The sequence below is a fragment of the Chloroflexota bacterium genome (assembly GCA_023475225.1).
GTDB lineage: Bacteria > Chloroflexota > UBA6077 > FW602-bin22 > JAMCVK01 > JAMCVK01.
This window is the reverse complement of sequence record JAMCVK010000035.1, coordinates 93578-112147: the sequence shown is the minus strand read 5'-3', so window position 1 is coordinate 112147 and position 18570 is coordinate 93578. Positions and strand designations below refer to the sequence as shown.

16 protein-coding genes are annotated in these 18570 nt (G+C 53.6%); 7 read left to right on the top strand and 9 right to left on the bottom strand.

The window, feature by feature from the left end:
* The first annotated feature begins 213 nt into the window (after positions 1-213).
* Positions 214-1977: an aspartate--tRNA ligase gene (aspS, locus tag M1136_08630; protein ID MCL5075690.1), complete on the top strand. Its 1764-nt coding sequence runs from the start codon at positions 214-216 to the stop codon at positions 1975-1977.
* A 5-nt stretch (positions 1978-1982) separates the two neighbouring features.
* Here the strand turns inward: aspS and M1136_08625 are convergent, their stop codons facing one another.
* The 9 genes from M1136_08625 to M1136_08585 form a co-directional block, all read right to left on the bottom strand.
* Positions 1983-2234 carry a thiamine-binding protein gene (locus M1136_08625; GenBank protein MCL5075689.1) on the bottom strand — a complete coding sequence of 84 codons (252 nt, stop codon included), beginning with the start codon at positions 2232-2234 and terminating at the stop codon, positions 1983-1985.
* Positions 2235-2275: 41 nt separating this feature from the next.
* Positions 2276-2815, bottom strand: coding sequence for an NTPase (locus M1136_08620; protein ID MCL5075688.1), 540 nt, complete (start codon positions 2813-2815; stop codon positions 2276-2278).
* A gap of 83 nt (positions 2816-2898) precedes the next feature.
* The gene (locus tag M1136_08615; GenBank protein ID MCL5075687.1) at positions 2899-3147 is read right to left on the bottom strand and encodes a YtxH domain-containing protein; all 249 of its coding nucleotides are present in this window, start codon (positions 3145-3147) and stop codon (positions 2899-2901) included.
* A 100-nt stretch (positions 3148-3247) separates the two neighbouring features.
* On the bottom strand, positions 3248-4786 hold the full coding sequence (locus M1136_08610; GenBank protein MCL5075686.1) for an FGGY family carbohydrate kinase: 1539 nt from the start codon (positions 4784-4786) through the stop codon (positions 3248-3250).
* Positions 4787-4842: 56 nt separating this feature from the next.
* Positions 4843-5574: a DNA repair protein RadC gene (gene radC, locus M1136_08605; GenBank protein MCL5075685.1), complete on the bottom strand. Its 732-nt coding sequence runs from the start codon at positions 5572-5574 to the stop codon at positions 4843-4845.
* Positions 5575-5673: 99 nt separating this feature from the next.
* Entirely contained in the window at positions 5674-6828 is a 1155-nt protein-coding gene (locus tag M1136_08600) for an iron-containing alcohol dehydrogenase (GenBank protein ID MCL5075684.1), read from the bottom strand.
* A gap of 26 nt (positions 6829-6854) precedes the next feature.
* Complete coding sequence (locus tag M1136_08595; GenBank protein ID MCL5075683.1) at positions 6855-8231, bottom strand: aminotransferase class III-fold pyridoxal phosphate-dependent enzyme; 1377 nt, start codon at positions 8229-8231, stop codon at positions 6855-6857.
* A gap of 29 nt (positions 8232-8260) precedes the next feature.
* Positions 8261-9022 (bottom strand): 3-oxoacyl-ACP reductase FabG, encoded by a 762-nt coding sequence (locus M1136_08590; GenBank protein ID MCL5075682.1) that lies wholly within the window; start codon positions 9020-9022, stop codon positions 8261-8263.
* 112 nt (positions 9023-9134) lie between these two features.
* Positions 9135-10826, bottom strand: a complete 1692-nt coding sequence (locus tag M1136_08585) for a PucR family transcriptional regulator ligand-binding domain-containing protein (GenBank protein MCL5075681.1) — start codon at positions 10824-10826, stop codon at positions 9135-9137.
* Positions 10827-11068: 242 nt separating this feature from the next.
* Between M1136_08585 and M1136_08580 the strand changes: the two genes are divergently transcribed.
* The 6 genes from M1136_08580 (at position 11069) to M1136_08555 (ending at position 18472) form a co-directional block, all read left to right on the top strand.
* Positions 11069-12514 (top strand): aspartate aminotransferase family protein, encoded by a 1446-nt coding sequence (locus M1136_08580; GenBank protein ID MCL5075680.1) that lies wholly within the window; start codon positions 11069-11071, stop codon positions 12512-12514.
* On the top strand, positions 12501-13838 hold the full coding sequence (locus M1136_08575; protein ID MCL5075679.1) for an amidohydrolase: 1338 nt from the start codon (positions 12501-12503) through the stop codon (positions 13836-13838). Before M1136_08580 ends, M1136_08575 begins: the two co-directional genes overlap by 14 nt.
* A gap of 3 nt (positions 13839-13841) precedes the next feature.
* Positions 13842-15206, top strand: coding sequence for an amidohydrolase (locus M1136_08570; protein MCL5075678.1), 1365 nt, complete (start codon positions 13842-13844; stop codon positions 15204-15206).
* An 8-nt stretch (positions 15207-15214) separates the two neighbouring features.
* Positions 15215-15985, top strand: a complete 771-nt coding sequence (locus tag M1136_08565; GenBank protein ID MCL5075677.1) for a nucleoside phosphorylase — start codon at positions 15215-15217, stop codon at positions 15983-15985.
* Positions 15986-16044: 59 nt separating this feature from the next.
* A complete protein-coding gene (locus M1136_08560; GenBank protein ID MCL5075676.1) occupies positions 16045-16971 on the top strand; it encodes a sugar ABC transporter permease in 927 nt (308 codons plus the stop codon).
* A gap of 181 nt (positions 16972-17152) precedes the next feature.
* Complete coding sequence (locus M1136_08555) at positions 17153-18472, top strand: sugar ABC transporter substrate-binding protein (GenBank protein MCL5075675.1); 1320 nt, start codon at positions 17153-17155, stop codon at positions 18470-18472.
* Positions 18473-18570: the final 98 nt, after the last annotated feature.

The window sequence follows — 18570 nt, the reverse complement described above, 5'->3', positions numbered from 1 at the left end:
AACACCATCCGGCCCCACCAGGCCCTGGACTACCTCACGCCCAAGGAGTTCCTCGATGCCTGGAACCAACATCACGGCAGAAAGGAGGTGGTGTCACGGAGGTAGCGAACGAGTACAGTTCGATGACAAATATTCTCAATGATAGTATAATGTGCCCGAATGGCACGGCCACCGCCAAAGGCGGTGGCCGTGCATGTAATGGAGGCTTGCGTGTTGCAAAAAAGTCATACCTGTGGAGAGTTGCGCATAGCTGATGTTGGCAAAGTCGTAACTCTTGCTGGCTGGGTGCACCGGCGCCGGGCTCACGGTGGGCTTATCTTCATTGATCTCAGGGATCGCTTTGGATTGACCCAATTAGTCTTCAATCCAGCGATCTCGATGGGTAGCCACAGCATAGCCAATGCCGTAAGACCAGAGTATGTCCTGGCCATTCGCGGTACAGTCGCCAAACGGCCAGAGGGCACAGAAAATCCAGAACTGGCCACAGGGGAGATCGAGGTGCTCGTTGAGGAGGCAGAAGTCCTTAACCTGGCCAAAACACCCCCATTTTACATTAACGGGAATGTTGAGGTGGACGAGGCGCTGCGTCTCAAATATCGTTATCTGGACTTGCGGCGCGCTCGCTTACAGCAGAATATGCACCTGCGCCATCAGGTCGTGCGCTTCATTCGCCATTGGTTGGATGAGCGTGGTTTCATTGAGATCGAGACGCCCATCTTAGTGAAGGAGACCCCTGGAGGAGCACGGGAGTATCTTGTGCCAAGTCGCCTCCATCCTGGCGATTTCTATGCCCTTCCTCAATCGCCTCAACAGTATAAGCAATTGCTGATGGTGGCTGGATTCGAGCGGTACTACCAGATCGCCCATTGCTTTCGCGACGAAGACTTGCGGGCCGACCGTCAACCAGAGTTCACTCAACTGGATATAGAGATGTCATTCGCGGATCAGGAGCACATCCTCCAGCTTACAGAGAGCCTATTGATTGAATTAGTGACGGCCTTGACCGATAAACGCCTTCAGAGCGTTCCTTTTCCCCGACTACCCTTCCAGGAGGCGATGGAAAGGTATGGTACTGATAAACCAGACTTGCGTTTTGGGCTCCATTTGACGGATATATCTGATATCGTAGTCCAGACAGATTTCTCTATCTTTGCTTCAGCCATCGCCGCAGGAGGACAGGTCAAGGGGATCCGTTTCCCCCGTGGTGCAGACTTGACGCGTCGGGAGATGGATGAGCTGGCGCGGCTGGCCAGCGCCTATGGGGCTAAGGGGCTGATCACCCTGGCCATCACCGCTGACGGGATCAAATCTCCCCTCACGCGGCACTGCAGCGCGGCTCAGTTAGAGAGAATCGTTGAGCGCATGGAAGGCGAAACAGGGGACCTTTTACTCTTCATCGCCGATCACGCCTCAATCGTGGCCGAGGCGCTAGGCAACCTTCGTTTGAAGATAGGCTGTCGCCTCCATCTTATGGATGACGATGTCCTCGCCTTTGCCTGGATCATTGAGACGCCGTTGCTGGAATGGAATGAAACGGAGGGACACTACCAGGCTAAGCATCATCAGTTCACCAGCCCGATGGACGAGGATTTGCCCCTCTTAGATGCCGACCCCGCGGCGGTAAGGGCCAAACAATACGACATTGTTTGCAATGGGGTTGAGTTAGGTGGGGGGAGCATCCGTATCCATCGCCGCGCTATTCAAGAGAAAATCTTCCGCCTGATTGGTATGTCTGATGCGGATTCTCAGGCCATGTTTGGTCATTTATTGGAGGCTTTTGAATATGGCACCCCACCCCACGGAGGCATCGCCCCAGGGATCGACCGTCTCGTTATGTTATTGGCTGGCGAGGAGAACATTCGGGAGGTAATCGCTTTTCCCAAAACGCAAAGCGCAGTCGAGCTGATGACCGGTGCTCCGTCACCGATATCGCCGGAGAGGTTACGAGAGCTACACCTTCGCCCGAGCGAACCTTAACTGTTCTAACCCTCACAGGCATTGGACACGATGGCTACGAGCACTGTATCCCCATAAGCAGCAGCTCTATGGAAGGCTAGCTTCAGCGCCTGAAAGATTTGTTCCTCATCCCCAGCTATGTGTGTGCTCATTGCCCCCATTTGATAAGTTAATGGCAGATTACTTATCTCTTGGATAGCCTCTTCTAAGATCTCACCGATATGTTCTTTCCTTAATGGGTACAGCGAGAACTGGCAACTGGTCGTCTTCCCACTCATTCCTCGTCACCCTGGATCAGCAGAACATGGCCTTACTGTCCTCAACATATATCCTTCGAAGCGAAAAACTCTTGCAGCCAGTGCTTTAACTGTTCGGTTACCTCCTGCCGATTCGTTTCGGTCAGGTGAATCAACTGCACCCGAGGATGCTGCTTGATCCGATCGGCCCAGGGATGTGGGCTAAGGGTGATAGTGCCTAATGTCGGTTTACCACTCTCTAGCGCCTCCAATACAGCTTCCCTGAAGCTGGGTGAGAATAGCTCCATCTTGCCAATTTCATCGATGACTATCACCTCATTTTCCCGCCTGGCCCGACGGAGAGCGGCTACAGCCACATTCTCCAGGCTGGCCATGTCAACGCCGTACTGGCTGACGCGAAAAGGGCTATGAATATGAATGCTAGCTAGGATAGCTGTCTCTCCGTTCAGAGTGATGATGTGAAATCCCTCTCGTTTCCCCTTCACCCGTATCTCCTCGGTGTAGAAGCCACCGGCTGTCCATCCCAAGGCATTTACCATCCTTTTTATGACCGAGGTTTTTCCGACGCCAGGCTTTCCAGTGATCAGAAAAGCGCTCTTCATTGCCCTTACCTAAAAGAGGTCATCGTTGAGCAAGTCTTAACTTAACGATGACCTGAAAGCATCCCGGAGGCCCATTGTAGTGATTAGAGCTCTTCGATTGGCCTCTCAAGCAGTCGTTCTAGCCTCTCCTTTTCAAATTCCAGCACCTTTATTTCTTGCTCTATATCTTTTATGGCCTCCCTGAGCTCCTCTGGTCTGGGGGGCATCCCTAACAAGATGGCCCCCTTCTGGATAAGATTTTGCCGTATTCTCCGTCCCGAGCTGGGCGCAGTCAACAATCCGATGAGAACCCCAATTAAGAAGACCATCGTAGTCCTGGCTTGACTGAACATACTTAGCTCCTCCCTTCTACAACTATCATAGTCAAGGGCACCCGGCCATCGGTAAGGCTTCTTCTACCGAATGGGGGATGCCCCTATTCCAGGGTAAAAACTATCCCCTTGAGGCTTGTGCCTCGCTTAGAAGCTTAAAATACGGCTTAAGGGCCTTATAAATATCCTTATATAACTCAAAACCCTCTGCGTAGATAGCCTGAGCTGCTTGGCTAGGCCACGTCTCTTCAGCTGTCCGTACGCTCTGTCTCACGCCGTCTTCAAGATTCTCGTAGAGGCCAGCCCCTACGCCAGCTAACACGGCTGCGCCTAGAGTCTCAGGATCTTTGACCGCACAATAGACGGTTTGACGGTTCGTTACATCACCAATGATGCCCCGCCATATGGCACTGCGTGCCCCTCCCCCACCGATACGGAGCAAGGGTACTCTTATCCCGAGCTCACTTTCAAATATCTCCAGGTTGTGCTTCACGGCGTAGGCCACGCCCTCCAGTATGGCCCGTATAATATCAGAGCGTTTATGGGCCAGGGCCAGGCCCAGAAAGACCCCCCTCGCATAGGGATCCCAGATGGGTGAGCGTTCGGCCGCGATATAAGGCAAATAGATGACGCCGTGGGCACCGGAAGATGACTGGGCAGCCTCTTGACACAGAAGATCGTATGGGTCAGCTCCGATCTCCCTGGCTAAGACGCACTCTAACTGACCAAAAGTATCCCTGAACCAGCGTAATGAGGTCCCGGCTCCGTTGATTGCTGCGATGGTTAACCACAGGCCAGGTTGGGCATAGACACAGTTCAGGAAATGGTGATCAAAGGTAGGCCTGGAGAGGCAAGCGGCCAGTCGTGCGGCTGTCCCCATAATGATGAACGATTGATTGCTCTCGATGGCCCCCATAGCCAGCGCGGCCGACACCGTATCCATGCATCCAGCGATCACCGGAGTGCCAGCTAGCAACCCAGTATCAAGGGCCGTTGCGTTTGTTACTGTTCCAACGATGTCTGTAGAGGGATACAGTGAGGGAAGCTTAGCTAACGGCACCCCAGTGGCCTGGCAAATCTGCTCGGACCAGCAGAGGTTCTTGATATCGAAGAGCAAGGTGGTTGAGGCCCGTGAGAAATCGATGGTGAATTGTCCGGTTAGCCTGTGGACGATAAATCCGGTAGGCACCAGGAACTTACTCGTCCGAGCAAATATCTCCGGCTCATGCTCCTTGATCCAGAGAATAGAGGGTAGGGAGAATGTACCCGGACCGATATTGTTGCCAGCTATACCGAGAATCAGCTCGATCCCTACATTCTGAGTTAGCCAATCAACCTGGGAAGTTGCCCTTTGATCCCAGAGCATGATGGCCGGACGAAGGGGTGTTCCCTGATCATCAACAGCAACCAGGGCATTGGTGCAGCTTACGCCAATGCCGGCTATATCTTGAGGGACAACATCTGGTCTGTTCAGGATATCACGAATGGTCAAGGCCGTCGCCCTCCACCACTCATCTGGGTCCTCCTCAGCCCAACCCACCCTGCGGCTCTCCATCTGATACTCGCGATAGGCGCTGGCTACCTCTTCCCCGGCTTTAGTATAAAGAGTCGTCTTACATCCGGTTCCACCAATGTCTATACCTAAAAGGTATACGGGCATCTCTTCCCCTTATCTTCTGTAAGTCTGCTTCCCATTTGCTTGTTGTCTGGCCATAGCTAGGCGAAACCCAACCCCTTTTCCTTCAAGCTGAGGCAGTGTTGTCCGGCAATAATAAGGTGATCTAGAACTTCTATATCCAGAAGACGACCAGCGGCGACGATCTGGGCCGTAACCTGGATATCTTCCGAAGATGGGGCAGGATCGCCGCTGGGATGGTTATGTACGATGATGATGGCCGCGGCGTTCTGGCGGACGGCTTCCTTGAAGACCTCTCCCACACGAATAAGGGAAGCGTTAAGGCTACCGTCGTAGACTCGCCGGACGGCGATGAGGCGATTCTTCGTATCCAGGAGGATGACGCGGAATTGTTCCTGTTCCAGGATGGCCATCTCCAGGAGGAGCAAATCGGCCACGTCGGCTGGCGATCTAATTTGAAGACGCTCTTCTGGCTCTTCCTGACGCAAGCGCCTAGCCAGCTCTAACGCCGCCTTCAGCTGCGAGACCTTAGCCTGCTTCAGCCCCTTGCGAGCACAAAGATCAGCGATGGAAGCGCGGGCCAGCCCCCAAAGCCCACCGAATTCCAGAAGCAGGTTGCGGGCCATATCGGTGACCATCTCCCCGTGCCGACCAGTGCTCAGGATGATGGCTAGCAGTTCAGGGGTAGATAGAGAAGTGGGGCCGTGGTTAAGCAACCGCTCCCTGGGACGCTCGTTCGACGGCAGGTCTTTGATCGTTGGGCTATAGAGACCTTTCTGCCCCTCACGAACTCTTCGTTTTTTCGTTCTGATCTTCCCTCTTGTGCTAGATTTGAGAGAGGAAAGTGTCTTACCCTTACCTCTCTGCCGCAAGGCGTATTCTACCACAGGTCGGCTGCGGGGTGAAAGGTATCAAAGGGCCTTCTCAAATAGCCGAACTATGTCTCCCAGTTCTGTCTTACGTGGATTGACCAGGATGTTGCCGCTTTTCATCGCATCCTGGGCCATGGCCGGAATGGCTTCTGGCTGGACGCCAACCTCACGGAGAGTCCCTGGTATGCCGATCTGCTCACAGAGGTGCTTGACGGCCGAGACAGCCTTGAACGCTGCCTCTTCTACCGGCAAGCCAGCGACCTCTTCACTCATAGCTACGGCTATATCAATGAATTTTTGGGGTACACTGGTGAGGTTGAACTCCATTACATGGGGCAGAAGGATGGCATTGGCTATGCCATGGGGAATATCAAAATAGCCTCCCAGGGGGTGAGACATCGCGTGACAGTTGCCCAAACGAGTGTTGCTGAAAGCGAGGCTGGCCATCAGGCAAGCCATCAGCATATTATCCCTTGCCTGAAGGTCGTCCCCGTGGGCGACGGCGGTGGGGAGGTTACAGGCTACGAGTCTGATCGCCCCCAGGGCCAGACTTTCTGTGACCGGATAAGATGCCAAAGAAACGTAGGACTCAATGGCGTGGGCAAGGGTATCGATACCTACCGCCGCAGTGAGCCTGGGGGACATAGAGACAGTGAGTAGAGGGTCCAGGATGGCCAGGCGGGCCGCCGCATTAGGGCTGACAATAGTGAATTTAAATTTTCTGACTCGGTCAGTGACTACCACGTTGATCGTGACCTCGCTCCCCGTGCCAGCGGTGGTGGGGAGGCCGATCACGGGCAGTGCCGGCTGAGGAACCTTGTCGACCCCCTCGTAGTCGCTTATCCTACCACCGTTCGTAGCTAGAATGGCGATAGCCTTACTGGTATCAATGACGCTGCCACCCCCCACGCCAACGATGATCTCAGCGGCCGACTCCCTCAGAGCAAGCAGTCCAGCCTCCACTGTTTCAATAGAGGGGTTCGGTTCGACCTTATCAAAGATAGCGAATTTCATCCCGGCTGTCCTTAAGGAGGACTTGACCCCATTTGTTAGGCCTGCTTCGCTGACCCCTTTATCTGTCACCAATAGCACTTTGCCAACACCAAAATTACGGACAGCTTCGCCAGCCTTTTGGGCTGCGCCAATACCGTAAATAACGCTCGTGGGTGTTCTAAAGAATGATAGTCTCCTCATCGATTATCTCCCTTACAGAATTAAATCTACTGTGGGCATGACCTGTGTAATACCGTTGAGATAGGAGCAGTACGGCTACTCATCACAGCTGCGAAGCGCTTCAAGGTCTCTGTTAGAAGGGCAATCATCTCCTCAATCTCTTGCTTGGTTATGACAAGTGGTGGCATCAGGAGAAAGTGATCACCACGCAGGCCATCAATGGTTCCATCCCCGGCGTAGATGATCAACCCCTGCTCCAGGGCAAGCTGATCGATAAGGCGATAGGCCTTCGCTTCCGGTGGGAATGGCTCTTTGGTCTCTTTATCAAACACCAGCTCTATGCCAGCCAGCAACCCACGGCCTCGCACATCACCCACGTAAGGCATATCCTTCACTCTCTCAAGCAGGGAGAAAAGATATTCTCCGCTTTCCTTTGCAGCGTGGACTATGTTCTCCCGTTGGATAATGTTCAGTACGGCCACCCCGGCCCGGCAAGAGATCGGGTTGCCGGCGTATGTAAAATTATGTTCGAACCGACCTGATCCTGCTTTGAAGGCCTCAGCAATCTTGTCGGCGAAGATTACGGCTCCCAGGGGAGCATAGCCTCCACTGATGCCCTTGCCAGCAATGATGATGTCTGGCGAGAAGGCCCAATGTTCGAAACCAAAGTTGCGGCCCGTCCGACCAAATCCGGTGATCACTTCGTCAACGATTAAGAGCACGTCATATTTATCACAGATGCGCCTGATGATAGGAAAATACTCCGCAGGGGGCACCGTTGCTCCAGCCGCAGCGCCGACGATCGGTTCGGCGATGAAGGCGGCGATTTTGTCTGCTCCCTCTTTCTGAATCGTTTCCTCGAGGGCCCAGGCGCAATCTATCTGACAGCCTGGATAGTTTTTATCGAAGGGGCAGCGATAACAATAGGCCGGAGGGATGTGCGGATGATCAGCCAGCAATGGTGTATGGCGACTTCGTCGTCCCATGTGCCCTCCTATAGATAGAGCCAAAATAGTGTTGCCATGAAAGCCCTGCCATCGACCAACAACCTTGTATTTCGTCGGTTTACCGATCTCTAAATAGTATTGTCTGCTCAGCTTGATGGCCGTCTCCACTGCCTCAGATCCGCCACAGACAAAGAAGGACCAGCAAAGGCTGGGTGGTGCGATCTCAGCCACCTTCTCGGCTAGCTCGAGCAGGGCGGTATTGTTAAAACGCAGGCCGTGGACGAAGGGAATCATGGTGGATTGCTCGTAAATAGCTTTGGATATTGCGTTCACCCCATAGCCCAGTGATACTACCCCAACACCGGCAGCTGCATCCAAATACCGTTTTCCCTCAGCGTCGAACACGTAGATGCCTTCACCGTGGACAAAGGTTCGATAGGCGGCGTCGACCTCAGCGCGGAAGAGCTTACCACCCATAAGGACCTCCCTAAAGTAGTTTTTGTATCTCAGTCAATGTGAGCTCCCCCATTGACATCCATAACCTCGCCAGTGATCCATTCGGCCTCATCTGAAGCGAGGAAAAGGATGGCGTTAGCAATATCCTCTGGTCGGCCGAGTCGTCCCAAGGGTAAATCGCGCAGGATAGCCTCTTTTCTCTCCGGCAACAGCGGTCCCCCCATGAAGTCGGTATCTATAGTGCCGGGGCAGATGACGTTGCTCGTTATGCCATAGGGGGCCATCTCCCTGGCCACAGCCTTGGCGAAACCAAGTACCCCAGCCTTGGCCGCACAGTAGTGGGCACCGCCATAGTATCCTCCTCCCCTTTTGGCCGATATGGAGGAGATGCTGATGATTCGACCGCTTCGCTGTTTGATCATCACGGGTAACACAGCTTTTGTGAAAAGGAAGGTGCCTTTGAGATTAACGGCGATTATGTGTCCCCAATCGTCCTCAGTCATTTCCAGAAGGCCGACCTTTTGGGTCGCCCCGGCATTATTGACGAGGATATCAATGCGCCCGAAGTGAGCCAGTGTCTCTTCCACAGCATGGACAATCTGCCTCCCATCAGTAACATCAACCCGAAGGGCCAGGGAGCGGCGTCCCAAGGTTTCAATCTCCCTGGCCACCTCTCTGGCTCCCTCGATATTATGTCCAGCGATGACTACCATATCGGCCCCGGCAGTGGCCAGGGCCAGGGCAGCAGCGCGGCCTATTCCCCTTGAGGAGGATACCCCTGTTACTATGGCCACTTTGCCACTTAGATTCATAACCATACTAACCCCTTACTAGAGCATTGAATAGCTCTCCCATCGTCCACACCCACTTGCGTGGTGTCCTATGCAAGTAGGACATGGTCGATTTGCGTAGATTCATAGCTTTTTAGCGTAGGGTGCGCAATGGCTTAAGCCAGAGCCCCAGTTGCAACTTCAGCCTATCATCGGCGTTCTCTAGATCTAGCCCGCATATCTTCTCTATCTTGGCTAGGCGCTGGTCTAGGGTATTCCTATGGATGTAAAGCGCCCTGGCTGTCCGGCTGCGGTTGCCATTCCTGCGAAAGAGCTCTTCCAGCGTTCGAATTAGATCGCTGTTATGTTTGCGGTCAACTTCTTCAATCTTAGCGATGTAGCGATCCCAATAACGGTCGATCTCTTCCCTCCCATCCCTATGCAGAAAAAGTTGATAGATGCCCAACTGCTCGTATTCGATGATTGTACTGGTATCCCAGACCATTCTACCCACCTGTAAGGTCTGCTCCGCCTCACGATAGGCTGTCTGTATCTCAGCAACACCGGTATGTCGGTTGCTGAGGCCGATCGATACTCCGGTATTCCCAAGGGTTGGCGTCGCGTTTTGCCTGATCTGTTCGGCCAAGGTATGGGCTGAGCCGCTATCACCTTGGCTCAGCGAATAAAAAATAACAATGTAGTCATCACGGTGCGTGAGCATCACCGCTGCTCTGGCTGTGGCCAGGGTTTCTTTCACCGCATCGAAGAAGCGTCGTTTAATATGACTAACGAAGGCCTCACCTTTATCCCTATGATCGGTACGGAGCTTCTCAATCTCATCGATCTGTATGGTCAATATCTGATAGGGTTGGGAGAAATCATAGCCGAGGAAACTTGCTCTCCGCTTGATGCTCTCTGCTGAGACATAGCTGCCACTGAGAACATCGTCAAAGAGCTGGTTGCTGAGTCTACTATCGATCTCGTGGATTTCTCTCTCCTTAATCAACTCTATGGTAATAACATTGGCAGCCTCTTCGACCAGAACTAGATCTTGGTTGCTTAGCTTGTCATAGCTCTGTCCCAAAAGAAGAAAGCCATAAACCTCTCCTTTGAGTAGGATCGGTTTGGCGGTATGGGCGATGTCTTCGGCAGAAGGATAGCGGCCTATCTCAGCGATACTGCGACTCTTACGAATCTTGCTCAGAAGTCCAGCCTCATCTAGGCTGGCAAGAAGGTCGGTGGAGAACCTCTGTTGCCTTAGAACATCAGCCCAAATCCTATCTACAGGTATGTTCTCAGAATACTCGGCCAAGAGATTGAACTCTTTGTCCAGAGCCAGCACCGGACACTTTAAGGCCAGCCCCAACATGCGGAGGATGGCCGATAGTCCCTTGCCACCTAACATAGCCTCTACAAAGCGCCGATAAATATACTTAGAGCGTTTTGATTCCTCGTATTCCCTCTGGATGATCGCCTTGGAGATCTCCTCCGTGATATCAACGAAACGAACCTCTTTTGGGATCAACAAGAGAGGCAGGGAATAGCGAATGGCGGAGGCGATTAACTCATCAATGACCTCTGGGGTGAGGCAAGGATCGCGGGCGATTAACAAACCAGCGCCGCCAGCCTCGGAGACACTTTGCACAAGCGACCTGGCCGTATCTTTGGAGAGTATAGTCAATCCTGTGCTGATGACCAGCTCCCCACCCCGCAGCCATTGCCCAACATCAGGAAGGTCTGAACAGTGTACCCACGCTATTTTGTTATCAAGTCGGGACCAGCCAGCGACGACCTCAGCCTGCTGTAGAGAAGTTAGTTGCAGGGCTTCACTGATTGTAATGAACATAAGTTCACTCCCTAGTTAGGACACGATGACCAAAAAGCAGGAACTTCGTTCAATCTCCTTAATCATCAGTATAATTCTCCCAAGGCATATTGTCAATAATTTGGGGCGAAATAAGGCTCAAAATAAGCGAGTATGAGGCTGAATAATGTGCAGTTTGCACATTTCCTGTCCCTAAAATGTAGACATTACGATACTTGGAGATCATCTTTTTATTGTGTATGCTGTCTATGGAGGTTTGAGCTGTGGACCCCATAATTCTTGATTGGACAAGACGGGCTATCGAAGAAGCCTATTTACAACGCACCCCCAGGTCGAGAGAGCTGCACCAGCGGGCCTGCCAGCATCTCCCTGGGGGTGACACGCGCAGCGTCACCTATTTCAGACCCTATCCAACCTATATCGCTCAGGCCGGAGGCTATGAGTTACTGGATGTTGATGGACATAAACTCATCGACTTTCTGAACAATTATACGGCGCTGATTCTGGGCCACGCCCATCCTGATGTGGTGCGGGCTGTCAGCGCACAGCTACGGAAGGGCAGCGCATATGCGGCCCCCAGCGAAAGTCAACAGCGGTTGGCCCAGCTCATCTGTCAGCGCGTACCGTCTGTGGAGAAGATTCGTTTCTGTAACTCTGGTACGGAGGCGGTGATGAATGCCATCAGGGCGGCGCGAGCCTTCACCAAGAAAAGCAAGGTCCTCAAGGTAGAAGGGGCGTATCACGGAGCCTATGATGTCGTTGATATAAGCATCCAACCAGATTTGGGCCGTGCCGGACCTCCTACTGAGCCTAAGCCGGTCCCGGAGAGCAAGGGTATAACGGAAGGGGTGCTTGGCGAGGTATTAATTGTGCCCTTCAATGATAAGCAGGCAGCAGCACGGGCGATAGAGCGAAACAAAGATGACCTGGCGGCCATAATCATCGAGCCAGTATTGGGGACAGCCGGGGTCATCCCTCCCCAAGACGATTACTTGACCTTTATAAGAGAAGTAACGGCTGAGAACGGCCTCTTACTCATCTTTGATGAGGTCCAGACCATGAGACTGACGCCGGGTGGCGCGCAACAATATTACAACGTAAAGCCGGATATTACGGTCTTCGGTAAACTGATCGGTGGGGGTTTCCCCATCGGAGCCTTCGGTGGACGCGAGGACATCATGGCTATGTACGATCCTGAAAGCCCGGAACCGCTCCATCAATCGGGCACCTATAACGGTAATCCGATATCGATGACCGCAGGAATTGTAACCCTGGAGAAACTGACCACTCCGGTCATCGCCAGGCTTAACTCTCTTGGCCATAAGCTGCGCCAGGGTATTCAAGAGGTTTTCAGCGACCTGGGGATCGAGTCCCAGGTAACCGGCATCGGTTCACTGCTCAATATCCATTTTACACCGCTTGAGGTCTGTGACTATCGAACAGCGGCGATGGCGAATAAGGACCTGATCCATCTCTTACACCTGTCATTACTGAACCGTGGCATATACATCGCCCGACGTGGAATGCTTAACATTTCAACCCCTATGACAGAGGCCCAAATACAGCTGGCCATCGAGGCTGTTCGTAGTTCATTGTTGGAGGAGATGAGCCCCGTTTTAGCCCAGTTTAAGAAGGACTGTCTGATTGTCCATCATTCATGGGGTAAATCTGAATACAATAATCGAGGTGGGAAGCATGTCAGAGTGTGACCTGCTGATTAGGGGCTGTCAGATCATCCTTCCAGACCTGACGGTTTTGGATGAGGGGGCCATTGCCATCACTAAGGATAAGATTGCGGATATTGGTCAGCTGTCTGATATCGAGACGAGATATCAACCCAAGGCCGTTTTGGAAGCGCGAGACAAGCTGGCCATGCCAGGTATGGTGGATGGGCACACTCATACCGTGCAACAGTTCTTACGTGGTGGCATCGTTGATGAGTACCCGATCGTTTGGATACGTATCCTTGTGCCCTATGAGAGTCGGCTAGATGCAGACGATCGTTATCAGGCGGCCATGCTCTGCTGCCTGCAAATGATTAAGGCTGGTATCACCACCTTCGCCGATTCTGGCAGCGGGGATATGGAGCCCGTCATCCGGGCTGTCCATGAAACGGGGATGCGAGCGGCCATCACGCGCATGACGCGAGATTGTGGCGATTTCATCCCTGAAATATTCAAGGATGCGGCGCCGATTGCCGTGCGTAAGACTGAGGACCTCTACAGGCAGTTCCACGATTCAGCCGATGGGCGTGTACGTATCTGGTTTTCGGTGACCAGCCCTATGACTACCTCTCCCGAACTGGCGGAATTGGTTGCGGCCGCAGCCAAAGAATATAACACGGGCATCCATATCCATCTGGCCGAGCACCTCAGGGAGGTTGAGCATTGTTTGGTCAACTACAGGCTGCGCCCGGCCGAATATCTCGATGCCCATGGGATTCTAGGCCCGAATCTGCTGGCTGCCCACGCTGTGCAACTGGCTGACCGTGAAGTGAAGCTGTTAGCGGAGAGGCAGGTCAAGGTTATTCACTGCCCCATAGCTAACCTGACTAATCAGGGTTTCACGAAGACGCCCTTGATGAAGGCCTTAGGGACGTGTATCGGGTTAGGCAACGATGGGGCGCATACGGCTGACCTTGACCTTTTCGGGGCTATGCGTATACTGAAGTGTGCTATGCAAGCTCGCCACGGATTGCCGATTTTTGATCCACGGGCGTTGCCCGTTCCAGACCTCTTCCGCATGGTGACTATTGATGGGGCACGAGCCTTGCTTTGGGATGAGGAGATCGGCAGCCTGGAGAAAGGCAAGAAGGCCGACATCGTGCTTCTTAATTGGCGACAGCCTCATTTCTATCCGACACGCAGCGTGTTGCAAACCCTGGTTATGGTCGCTTCCCCTCGAGATGTCAGCGATGTAATCATCGATGGGCGCTTGGTGCTGAAGGATCGCGAGTTCACTTACCTAGATGAAGAGGCAATCATGGCGGCGGCCGGCAAGCAGATGAGGAAAATTCTTGGTCGTAAGGAGTAGGAGATGCCTTCCATACTAATCCGTAATGGGACTGTCGTCACTATGGCTGGTGAACAGATTATCGAGGATGGGGCCATCTTCATCCAGGGGGCACGCATCGTTGAGGTTGGTCCAAGCAGCCAGATTGTCAGTCGGCATAAGGCCGACAGGGAGATCGATGCGACCGCTAAGATCGTTATGCCTGGTCTCATTGATGCCCATTATCACACCTGCCAGCAGTTCCTGCGCAGTATGCTTGCCGATATTGCGCGACGCGGTCAGGTACGTTTTCCTATCTGGAAGAACTATTTTATCCCCTTTGAGTCTCGTCTTAATGAGGATGATGTTTATCTGAGCGGAATAGCGGCCTACACGAATATGATCAGGGTGGGGACGACCTGCATCTCCGAGCACGGTGGACGGCATCCACACAAGATGGCTCGGGCCATGGAAAAAGTTGGCATTCGTGGCCTCCTGGCCGAATCGACGATGGATATGCCGGACCCCGAGCTGCCTCGTAATATGGTCTTCTCCACGGAGGAGGCTATGGCCAAAAACGTGGACCTGGTCAGAAGATGGCCTGGGAAAGGTGACGACCTGGTCAAGGGTTGCTTCTCCCTCCGTCAGATCATCGTCTGTACCCCGGAACTTTTCCAGGATTTTACCAGGTTGGCTGAACGATATGATACGATGATCCAAACCCACTTGGCTGAGGGAACCTATGAGATTGAGTACGCCATCAAGAAGCATAACCTGAGACCGGCGGAGTATTTGAAAAAGATCGGTGCCTTGAGCCCTCGCCTCCTGGCTGCTCATTCGGTCCTTCTCTCTGATCGGGAAGTGGAGCTCTACGCTGAACATGGGGTTAAGGTGGCCCATTGTCCCTCAGGCAACTTCACCGGGTTGGGCATGACCAAACTGCCCTTGATGCGCCGTTTGGGGATAGCGGTGGGCATCGGCTCCGACGGTGCTTCGGGAGGCAGTATTGATCTCTTTCAGGCGATGAACATCTCCCACATTGGGCAGGTTCTCCACTATGGCACGCCCTATTTGGACCGTGAGGCCACTTCGCCGTACGATTGTCTGGCGATGAGCACGATAGGTGGCGCCCACGCTGTTGGCTTAGATAAGGAGATCGGTAGCCTGGAGCCGGGCAAAAAGGCTGATGTGATCATCCTGGATACAGCCGATTTGGACGCGCAGCCGATGTATGATCCGATCTTCACCATCGTCAAGTGCCTGCGGGGCAAGCACGTGGAAACGGTTATTGTTAATGGCCAGTTAGTGATGGAAAAACAACGCATGCTGACTGTCGATGAGGAAGAGATTCGGCGACAAGTAGTAGAAAGGGCACCGCAGCTATATACTATAGTTAGTCAATTCACTTAAAGGAGAGGATGATGCAAGGCGCTGTTCCCCTAGAGGGCTCTGAATTTGAGGAGGTCCAGCCGCATATTCTCTGTCGGAAAGGCGATGTGGCCAGGTATGTCTTTGTGCCTGGCGACCTCACCAGGGCCAGGCGGATCGCTGAACATTTCCAAAACGCGCGCAAGGTGGCCGAGAATCGAGAGTATGTAGTTTATACTGGGGAAGTTGACGGGGTGCAGATGTCCGTATGCTCTACCGGCATTGGGTCCCCCTCGGCGGCCATCGCTGTTGAGGAATTAGGCAAGATAGGGGCTGACACCTTCATCAGGGTAGGCTCCGCCGGAGGGATGCAGGAGAATGTTAACCCGGGCGATATAGTGGTTGTCACGGCCGCCTACCGCGGCGAGGGCACCTCTCGCCAATACCTGCCGCCCGAATTCCCAGCTATGGCCGATCGCACCGTCACGGACGCCTTGGTGCGCGCTGCCAGGAGGTTGGGGTATCCCGTGCACATAGGCTTGGGCTCATCTGGAGATGCCTTCTATGCCAAGAAGCCTGAGGGTCACCTGGAACTACTGCATCAGGCTGGTGTTCTGGCTGGTGAGATGGAGTGTTCAGCCGTTTTCGTCGTGGCTACGCTACGGCGTTGGCGAGCGGGTGCGATCGTAGCCATCGACGGGAATGTCATCCGGCGGGAGAGAAAGACACCAGCAACGGAGCCACTCTTCCGCCAGGCTGAGGAGCGGGAGATACAAATTGCCATTGAGGCGGTGAAGATTTTAGCTGAAGAGGGGTCATAAACTAGTCAAGCATTGTACAGGGTTTGAGCATTGTTTCCACGAGCATGAGGTGAGAAGGAATGAGGGTCGTAGCACTTCCCGATCTGTTGCGGGAGAGGAGCCTCGAGTCTCTATTGAAAGAGAGGGGACTAGCCTTATTGTTCCTAGCTCCCAGCCTGCTGGTGCTCCTGGTATTGATCGGCTGGTCGGTAGGATACGCCCTCTTCCTGAGCTTTCAGAATGTAATCGTAGTGGGTGGCCGGGTAGGATACGAATTCATAGGCTTACGCAACTACCTGGCTTTCCTGGAGGATGCTCGACTACAGCAAACTCTTTCCCAGACCTTTATCTATAGCGTCTTTCGCGTTACCAGCATAATGCTGATCGCTATGGTGCTGGCCCTGGTTCTGAACCGAGCCCTTTTTGGGATACGGATATTCAAGGTTCTCTTTCTCATCCCCTGGGCCCTCTCTTACGTCGTCAATGCCCTGGTGTGGGGCTGGATCTACCACGGTAACTTCGGCGTCCTGAATGCCATCCTATCTAACCTACGTTTGATCGACCGCTATCACGTCTGGCTGGCTGAGCCTAGAGAGGCCATGGCCGTGATAATTTTCGCTGACGTTTGGAAGGCCGTCCCCTTTGCAGCCTTAATGCTTTTGGCCGCGCTACAGACTGTTCCCCGTGAGCTAGAGGATGCGGCCATGGTTGATGGGGCCGGGGGCTGGGCCTGCTTTCGCCACATAACCTTACCCTGGCTGAAGCCAGTTATCCTCGTCCTTATGGTTATAGAGACGATGTGGGCCCTTAAGACCTTTGATCTCATCTGGGTGCTTACCAAAGGTGGTCCACTAGATGCTACTATGGTCCTGAACGTTTATGCTTATCAACAGACATTCCAGTTTTTCAACTTCGGTTATGGCTCGGCTGTGGCTTATCTCATCACGATGGTGATCCTGACGTTGACCTGGCTATATTTCATCGTGTTACGCGGTTTTGAGGAATAGCCGACTGCAAAGCAGGAGGGGGGACCAGAGGTTGAGGAGCATTTCTGAATGCCATCTATTAGAGGAGGTGAGATAAAGATTTAGGCAAACAATTGGAGAGACGATGACGCGGCGTGTTGTAGGGGAGTAGTTTTTGAAATGGTTGATTTGCTCAACCAACTGAAAGAGAGGAGTAGAGGCGATGCAAGAAGTTGATAGGCTGACCAAGTTGTTCACGCAAGGGAAGATCAGTCGCCGGGAATTCATCGTGCGAGCTACGGCCTTAGGGCTCTCCATCCCCAGTGTAGCTGCCCTTCTCTCAGCCTGTGCCCCAGGTCCGCCCGCGGCGACACCAACGCCCCTCGTAAAAGAGATCACCTGGCCCTATGATGTTTACGATTTCTGGGTGAACCAGGCTAAGGAGTTCACCAAGAAAACAGGCATCAAGGTGAAGTATGAGTCGGTCCCCTTCCCCCAGCTGCATGATAAGTTCCTGGCCTCGTTTATGGCTGGTGGTGCCGAGTATGATGCCGTGCACGTGCGGGATGACTGGGTGGGGGAGTTCGCCCCGAAGGGCTGGTTGGAGCCGCTGGATAAGTGGGTCACTAAGGAGATGAAGGCGGAAAACTACCCCAAAGCCTTCGATTACCTGAGCTATAAGGGTAAGATCTATGGTGTTCCCCGCTACATTTGGCTCTGGCAGTTCTACTACAATAAGGAGCTCCTGGCTGCGGCCGGCTTCAAGGAGCCGCCGACGACCTGGGACGATGTGAGGGCTATGGCCAAGAAGTTGACCAAGCCACCGCAATATGGCTGGATCGCTACTTATGGGGGGTTCCTCTCCGTCAACATGTTCACTGTACGCCTGCGGGCTGAGGGTGGGGAATTTATGAAGGATGATGCCCCCACCTTTAATTCTCCAGAGGGACTGAAGGCTCTGGAGTTTATGGTAGATATGATCAAGGATGGAAGTGTTGACCCCAGCTCGTTCGAGATGGCTACCACCGGCCCGATGACGGACATCTTCATCCAGGGCCGTGTGGCCATGATGATCAGCACACCGCCCACGCTCACGATGGCCGCTGATCCGGCCAAGTCTAAGGTGATTGGGAAGGTGGATGTGGCCCTCGCCCCTGGCAGCAAGTTGCGCAGCGCTGGCTTCAGCGAGCAGGGTGGTGTGGGCATCCCGGCCGCCTCGACGAAGAAGGAGTGGGGTTGGGAATGGGCCAAGTTCGTCTGTAGCCGCGAGCAACAGAAGAAGATGGCCATCGGCATCGGGCGCATTCCGACCATTCCAGACCTGCTGAAGGATCCTGAGGTGCAGGCCAAGTATCCGGCCGCGTTGATGGCTGCGGAGCAGATGAAGTATCCGATGGGCATGGCCGTCACTGTACCGCAGCAAAGTGAGATCAACACGGCCGTGGCTAACGAAATAGTGGCTGCCCTGCGCCTGCAAAAGTCGCCCAAGGAGGCGCTGGCCGACGCGGAGAAGGCCACCTTGAAGATCTTGGGCAAGAAATAACCGGGATTATGGCTGCTGTGATCCCGCTTTTCAGCGGGAATCACAGCAGCCCCTCCTGGAGAAGAGACTATCGAACAGCGGGGGTTCCAAGGGGGCAC

Coding starts and splice junctions, on each gene's coding strand:
- M1136_08625 (MCL5075689.1), bottom strand. CDS start 2,234: ATGAGTGGGAAGACGACCAGTTGCCAGTTCTCGCTGTACCCATTAAGG.
- M1136_08620 (MCL5075688.1), bottom strand. CDS start 2,815: ATGAAGAGCGCTTTTCTGATCACTGGAAAGCCTGGCGTCGGAAAAACC.
- M1136_08615 (MCL5075687.1), bottom strand. CDS start 3,147: ATGTTCAGTCAAGCCAGGACTACGATGGTCTTCTTAATTGGGGTTCTC.
- M1136_08610 (MCL5075686.1), bottom strand. CDS start 4,786: ATGCCCGTATACCTTTTAGGTATAGACATTGGTGGAACCGGATGTAAG.
- M1136_08600 (MCL5075684.1), bottom strand. CDS start 6,828: ATGAGGAGACTATCATTCTTTAGAACACCCACGAGCGTTATTTACGGT.
- M1136_08595 (MCL5075683.1), bottom strand. CDS start 8,231: ATGGGTGGTAAGCTCTTCCGCGCTGAGGTCGACGCCGCCTATCGAACC.
- M1136_08590 (MCL5075682.1), bottom strand. CDS start 9,022: ATGAATCTAAGTGGCAAAGTGGCCATAGTAACAGGGGTATCCTCCTCA.
- M1136_08585 (MCL5075681.1), bottom strand. CDS start 10,826: ATGTTCATTACAATCAGTGAAGCCCTGCAACTAACTTCTCTACAGCAG.
- M1136_08575 (MCL5075679.1), top strand. CDS start 12,501: ATGTCAGAGTGTGACCTGCTGATTAGGGGCTGTCAGATCATCCTTCCA.
- M1136_08570 (MCL5075678.1), top strand. CDS start 13,842: ATGCCTTCCATACTAATCCGTAATGGGACTGTCGTCACTATGGCTGGT.
- M1136_08565 (MCL5075677.1), top strand. CDS start 15,215: ATGATGCAAGGCGCTGTTCCCCTAGAGGGCTCTGAATTTGAGGAGGTC.
- M1136_08560 (MCL5075676.1), top strand. CDS start 16,045: ATGAGGGTCGTAGCACTTCCCGATCTGTTGCGGGAGAGGAGCCTCGAG.
- M1136_08555 (MCL5075675.1), top strand. CDS start 17,153: ATGCAAGAAGTTGATAGGCTGACCAAGTTGTTCACGCAAGGGAAGATC.